Annotated in this window: 5 protein-coding genes; 2 read left to right on the top strand and 3 right to left on the bottom strand. The window is 36.0% G+C overall.

Translation table 11 applies throughout. The features are described from left to right. Positions 1-35: 35 nt before the first annotated feature. Positions 36-1,133, top strand: coding sequence for an ABC transporter ATP-binding protein (locus tag RVS70_RS12065; protein WP_121604852.1), 1,098 nt, complete (start codon positions 36-38; stop codon positions 1,131-1,133). A 63-nt stretch (positions 1,134-1,196) separates the two neighbouring features. Here the strand turns inward: RVS70_RS12065 and RVS70_RS12070 are convergent, their stop codons facing one another. Together RVS70_RS12070 and fumC are read right to left on the bottom strand one after the other, a co-directional pair. Further along, positions 1,197-1,394 (bottom strand): alpha/beta-type small acid-soluble spore protein, encoded by a 198-nt coding sequence (locus RVS70_RS12070; RefSeq protein WP_026680565.1) that lies wholly within the window; start codon positions 1,392-1,394, stop codon positions 1,197-1,199. Between the two features lie 183 nt (positions 1,395-1,577). Further along, positions 1,578-2,963, bottom strand: a complete 1,386-nt coding sequence (gene fumC / locus RVS70_RS12075) for a class II fumarate hydratase (RefSeq protein WP_121605874.1) — start codon at positions 2,961-2,963, stop codon at positions 1,578-1,580. Positions 2,964-3,272: 309 nt separating this feature from the next. On the opposite strand from fumC, the gene RVS70_RS12080 reads away from it, so the two are divergent. Then, positions 3,273-4,187 carry a zinc dependent phospholipase C family protein gene (locus tag RVS70_RS12080; protein ID WP_166530598.1) on the top strand — a complete coding sequence of 305 codons (915 nt, stop codon included), beginning with the start codon at positions 3,273-3,275 and terminating at the stop codon, positions 4,185-4,187. Between the two features lie 350 nt (positions 4,188-4,537). On the opposite strand, the gene RVS70_RS12085 is transcribed toward RVS70_RS12080, so the two are convergent. After that, positions 4,538-5,836: an MFS transporter gene (locus RVS70_RS12085; RefSeq protein ID WP_121604848.1), complete on the bottom strand. Its 1,299-nt coding sequence runs from the start codon at positions 5,834-5,836 to the stop codon at positions 4,538-4,540. Between the last annotated feature and the right edge of the window lie 408 nt (positions 5,837-6,244).

Raw genomic sequence — 6,244 nt, forward strand, 5'->3', positions numbered from 1 at the left:
TTAAACGCTTACAAAAATAAAGGAGGAATAGAGGAATGGCAGAACTTCGTTTAGAGCACATTCAAAAATCGTACGATAAAAAGACGATTGCCGTAGACGACTTTAACCTACATATTCAAGATAAAGAATTTATTGTTTTTGTTGGACCTTCTGGTTGTGGTAAATCTACAACCTTACGAATGATTGCTGGTCTTGAAGAGATAACCGATGGTGAATTATACATCGATGATAAAAAAATGAATGATGTGGCTCCAAAAGATCGGGATATTGCTATGGTGTTCCAAAACTATGCATTATATCCACATATGAATGTATACGATAATATGGCTTTCGGTTTAAAATTACGTAAATTCAAGAAGGATGAAATTGAGAAACGTGTTAAGAATGCTGCAAATATTCTCGGCCTTGAAGCTTATTTAGATCGTAAACCAAAAGCATTATCAGGTGGGCAACGTCAACGTGTAGCACTTGGTCGTGCAATTGTCCGTGATGCCAAGGTGTTCTTAATGGACGAACCATTATCAAACTTAGATGCTAAATTACGTGTACAAATGCGTGCAGAGATTCAAAAGCTCCATCAAAGACTGCAAACAACAACCATCTACGTAACCCATGACCAGACAGAAGCGATGACTATGGCAACACGCCTTGTTGTAATGAAGGATGGAATTATCCAACAAATAGGAGCTCCTAAAGATGTTTATGATAACCCTGATAATGTTTTTGTCGGTGGATTCATTGGATCTCCATCTATGAACTTCTTCACTGGAAAACTAAATGGAAATACTGTGGAAGTCGGAGAAACGAAAATAGAAATACCTGAAGGAAAGCTTAAAATATTACGAGACCAAGGTTACGAAGATAAAGAAATCACTTTAGGTATCCGTCCAGAAGATATCCACGATGAACCAGTATTTATTGAATCATCACCAAACACTAAAATAACAGCTAACATTGAAGTGGCTGATTTGATGGGTGCTGAGACGTACCTCTATTCTAAAATAGGAGAGCAGGATTTCATTGCACGTATCGATTCTCGTACAGATATAAATGTTGGCGAAAATATTGAGCTTGCCTTTGATATGAACAAAGCCCACTTTTTTGACATTGAAACAGAGCTTCGTATTCGTTAAATTTTATATATACTAAAATTGCGGGGAAGCCAATTGGCTTCCCCGTCTTTTCCACCATTATTATTAAGCTTTTGGTCCTAGTTGTTGTTGAGCAGTTTGAACAAGTCTTTTAGTGATTTCTCCACCAACTGACCCGTTTGAACGAGAAGTAGAATCAGGACCTAAAGTCACACCAAATTCTTGAGCAATTTCATATTTCATTTGATCAAGAGCTTGTTGTACTCCAGGAACAACTAATTGGTTTGAACTGTTGTTAGCCATGTTTATCACCTCCTGTAATCATAGTGTGAGCAGATTACAAAAAACTTATCATAAGTTTTCACTGGTAAATTGTAGATTTGTTGGCAAGCATATAATTAACATAATAATTTTTCATAGATAAAAATAGCTGCCGAGAAAATTTTTCTCGGCAGCCTAAAGGTTGCTGATGAAACAGTATGCATTTTATTTTGGATACGTCATTTCTTTCGGATTCACATATTGATCAAATTCTTCTTCAGTAAGCAACCCTAATTCAACAGCTGTTTCTTTTAATGTAGCATTGTCCTTAAATGCTTTTTTAGCAATTTTTGCTGCATTCTCATAACCGATATGTGGGTTAAGTGCTGTCACTAGCATTAATGAATCTTTTAGATTTTTATCGATTTGCTCCAAATTTGGTTCGATTCCCTTGGCACAGCGCTCATCAAATGAAAGTATACTATCTGATAGAATTTGACAAGATTGAAGGAAATTATAAGCAATAACTGGCTTAAACACATTCAACTCAAAATTACCTTGACTTGCAGCAAAACCAATCGTTGCATCATTTCCCATTACCTGAGCTACTACCATTGTAACTGCTTCACTTTGTGTTGGATTTACTTTTCCAGGCATAATCGAGCTTCCAGGTTCATTTGCCGGTATAGTGATCTCGCCAATTCCACAACGAGGTCCACTTGCAAGCCACCGAACATCATTTGCAATTTTCATCATATCCGCCGCTAATCCTTTTAAAGCTCCATGCGCATATACCGTTTCGTCATGACTTGTTAATGCATGGAATTTATTTGGTGCAGAAACAAAATTTTTACCTGTATAGGTATTAATTGCTGCACAAACACGTTCAGAGAACTCAGGATGAGCATTTAAGCCTGTCCCAACAGCAGTACCACCAATAGCAAGCTCCTTGATATGCTGAACACTTTCTTTAATCATAGCTTCTGATTTTTCTAGCATACGATGCCAACCACTAATTTCCTGTCCCAATGTTAATGGTGTAGCATCTTGTAAATGGGTACGCCCGATTTTAACAATATCCTTGTAGGTTTCCATTTTTGAGCGGAAGGTATCTTTCAATGTCTTAATAGCTGGTAACACCGTATCTTCCAATTTCATAACAGACGCAATATGCATTGCTGTAGGATACGTATCATTGGAGCTTTGTGATTTATTAACATCATCATTCGGGTGCAATGTTAACTCACTTTTCTGCTCACTTAACCACTTATTGCCGACATAGGCAATAACTTCATTTACATTCATATTAGATTGTGTTCCACTACCTGTTTGCCAAACAACTAAAGGAAAGTGCTCACTAATTTCCCCACTAATAATTTGTTCTGCTGCAAAATTGATTGCTTCCGCTTTTTTTTCATCTAATAAACCTAATTCCATATTTGCATGGGCAGCACTCTTTTTCAAAATAGCAAACGCTTTAATTATTTCCGTCGGCATTTTTTCATTACCAATTGGGAAATTTTGCTTACTTCGTTGTGTTTGAGCACCCCAATATTTATCAGCAGATACTTGAATTTCACCTATTGTATCTTTTTCTATACGATAATCCATTACGCTTTCCTCCCTATGTACATTCATTCATATAACCTCCTTCTATTGTATCAGAAAATTGACAGATGAAAATATATAGAATGTACGGATTTTCAACCAAGTTGACAAATTTACTTGTTCTTTTTGTACACTGACACAAAATTGTACGCGTTTATGGTTCCAATCCATCTAGCTTTTCTTTTATAATATGTAAGATAGGAAACGATAGTTAAAGTGTGGGAAGACATAGTTTTTCATTCATCATATCTAAAACGATTTCGAAAGCAGAACAGAAGTCTTCTAAAACATTACATAAAGGAGGATTTCGTTATGCCAAATATATGGACACATATACTCTTTTGTGAGGACGTGGCAGATGCTGTAACCCAAACTTATCCATTTTCTAATTACGAAGCATATATGAAACTTGGTGCACAGGGTCCAGACCCTTTTTTCTATTATAATTTCTGGCCAGGAATGAAGAAGGAGCATATACAGAATATCGGAAATGCTCTTCATACAAGGCATTGTGGGGACTTTCTCATTGACTTGCTAATGGAAGCTGGAAAAATGAATGCAAAAGCAAAAGCGTATGTTTTCGGATTTGTCACTCATCATATCTTGGATAGAAATACTCATCCATATATCCATTATCGAGCTGGGTATGAAGAAAATAAACATCAAAAGCTTGAAGTTCTGATTGACACCATAATGATGGAAAAATATCATAATTTAAAAACATGGAAAGCACCAGTTTATAAAGAAATAGATGTCGGTATGTCTCTGGATAGAAACATTAGCTTGCTTTTGTATAACACGATTGAAAAGCACTTTCCTGAGCTAAATCGCCATTCGTCATCATATATTCATAAATCTTATCGCCATATGAAGTTAGCTTTAAAGGTATTATCTGATCCTCATGGGTGGAAGAATACAATTTTAAAATCTTTTATATCCCCTTTTTCACATCAGCCTATCAAGGAAAATACAGATTATCTTAATTTGAATCAAAAAACTTGGTATCACCCAGCTACAAAAAAGCCGAGCAACCAAAGCTTTCTTGATCTATACCGGCAAGCAAGAATGGAAGGTATTGATATCTTAACCCTTGTATATGATTATTGGAAAACAAATGATTTCAAATATGTAACCTTGTTAACTGAAAAGATTGGCAATATTTCTTATGATACAGGCGAGCCATTACATTTAGAATTAGAAAATAGATATTGTGAACCGATTGTCTAAGAATAGTGCTTAAAAATAAGCGCCCAAATCACATTAAAAGCTGGTATAGCTATCGAATCCAGTGGTCCTTTAAATATACCTCCGTTTTCGTAACTTGTTAGCAATATCTCCTTAAAGTATGTACACAAGGCTGAGATATAACGAAAACGGTTCATTTTGAAGACTCCTCCGCCTGTGGTAGGAAATGCATCGGTGAGTCCCACAGTGTGACAGCACTCGGAAACTCACCAGCCGCCGGCGGAAAACGCAGTATATTTGTGAACCGGGTTCGTTCATGACCATCATTTCAAATTGTTCGTTTTATTCTTTTTATTCTTTAATTAACACACTTTTGTCTCACCCTTTTTCACTTACTTTGTGATAACTTTTACCTTTTCAGCGTCATTGGTTAATCTTTTTGCATCTTCCATACCTTTTTCTATATTGACAAATTTAAGAAGAATAATTCCGCCAATAAAAAATATAACTAACGAAATGATTCCTATTCGACTTGAACCTGTAAGTTGCCCAACAAAGGCAAATAGGAAAGGGCCGAAGATTGCTGCAAATTTAGAAGAAATTCCGTAGAACCCGAAGAATTCAGCATGTTTATTATCAGGGACCATTCTGCCAAAAATGGATCTACTAAGTGATTGTGCTCCACCTTGTACCATACCAACACAAATAGCAAGTAGGTAAAAGTGGATCGCCGAAGTCATAAAATAACCTAATACTACAATCCCCATGTAGACGTATAATGAAAGCGTTAATGCTTTTTTAGCACTTATTTTCTTCGCTAACCACCCAAAGAAAAATGTAAATGGTATACCTACAAACTGTGTAATTAAAAGTGCTGCAATTAAACTGTTTCCATCAATACCTATGTCTCTACCGTATATTGTTGCCATTTTAATAATGGTGGATATCCCATCGTTATACATCCAAAATGCAAGTAAAAAAAGTAATAATTGCTTATAATGCTTTAGGTCTTTAAACGTAGAAGCTACTCTGGAAAATCCAATTACTGCATAAGACTTTTCCCGCTTCACAACCTTCTTTTTCTCTTCTTTAATATTTCTAAATAGCGGAAGTGAAAATAGAAACCACCATAAACCTACGGAAGCAAAAGAAACTTGGCTTGCAACGGTAGCATTAGGTAGTCCAAACCAATCGAACTTTAATATCATGAGAATATTAATAGCTAATAATATTCCCCCACCTATGTAACCCCATGCGAAACCTGCTGATGATACTTTATCAATTTCCTGTTCTTCTGCTATTTCTGGTAAGAATGCATCATAGAATACATTACCACCAGAAAATCCAATTGTTCCAATAATTAACAAAAACGAGGCAAAAAGGTAATCACCTTCGCCTACAAAAGCAAGTAAAATACTTGCTAGCATACCCATGTAGGCAAAAAATCGTAAAAACTTTTTCTTAGCTGCAGAATAATCACTTATAGCTCCTAGAATAGGTGCTAGGATTGCCACAATTAATACAGCAATTGACTGCGAATATCCCCAAAAACTTGCTGCAAGATTCTCATCAACACCAACAGCTGCTACGTCGTAATAAAAAACGGGTAAAACTGCAGCCATAATTGTAGTTGCAAAAGCAGAATTCCCAAAATCATAAAGGACCCAGCTAAGGGTTGTTTTCTTCTTCATCTCCATCCCCCTTTCTGTAAAGAATATCAAAATTACCATCTATGCAGTACTACTTTTACAAAAATTTTAAAATAATTATCTATCGAGTAACCACCTTTACATCTCCCAGGATAAGAAAGGCTTCCGCAGCAATACATTGTACGTAGAAAAAGCGTTTCTCTTTTTTCATGGAGTTAACGTATTTTTTTACTGAGCTTTATAGTAATATTTGTTTTATCGTTCGACTTTTGGGTTAACTCTCTTAACTTCGTCCCAGACCCTTTTTTCAAAACCAGTTTAAGAAAAACTGAGCAAAATTCGCTCAGTCCTTATCACTAAATGCTCAGATCTACGCTTCCTATAGTAGCTATTATGGAATAATAGCTACTGCTTGCTTGACCACCACTCCGGCTGCCCACTTCCCTTTCC

Source organism: Virgibacillus sp. M23, from assembly GCF_034190895.1.
GTDB lineage: Bacteria > Bacillota > Bacilli > Bacillales > Amphibacillaceae > Virgibacillus > Virgibacillus salarius.

Excerpts from the sequence above, each read along its gene's own strand:
- RVS70_RS12065 (WP_121604852.1), top strand. The coding sequence starts at position 36 with ATGGCAGAACTTCGTTTAGAGCACATTCAAAAATCGTACGATAAAAAG.
- RVS70_RS12070 (WP_026680565.1), bottom strand. The coding sequence starts at position 1,394 with ATGGCTAACAACAGTTCAAACCAATTAGTTGTTCCTGGAGTACAACAA.
- fumC (WP_121605874.1), bottom strand. The coding sequence starts at position 2,963 with ATGGATTATCGTATAGAAAAAGATACAATAGGTGAAATTCAAGTATCT.
- RVS70_RS12080 (WP_166530598.1), top strand. The coding sequence starts at position 3,273 with ATGCCAAATATATGGACACATATACTCTTTTGTGAGGACGTGGCAGAT.
- RVS70_RS12085 (WP_121604848.1), bottom strand. The coding sequence starts at position 5,836 with ATGAAGAAGAAAACAACCCTTAGCTGGGTCCTTTATGATTTTGGGAAT.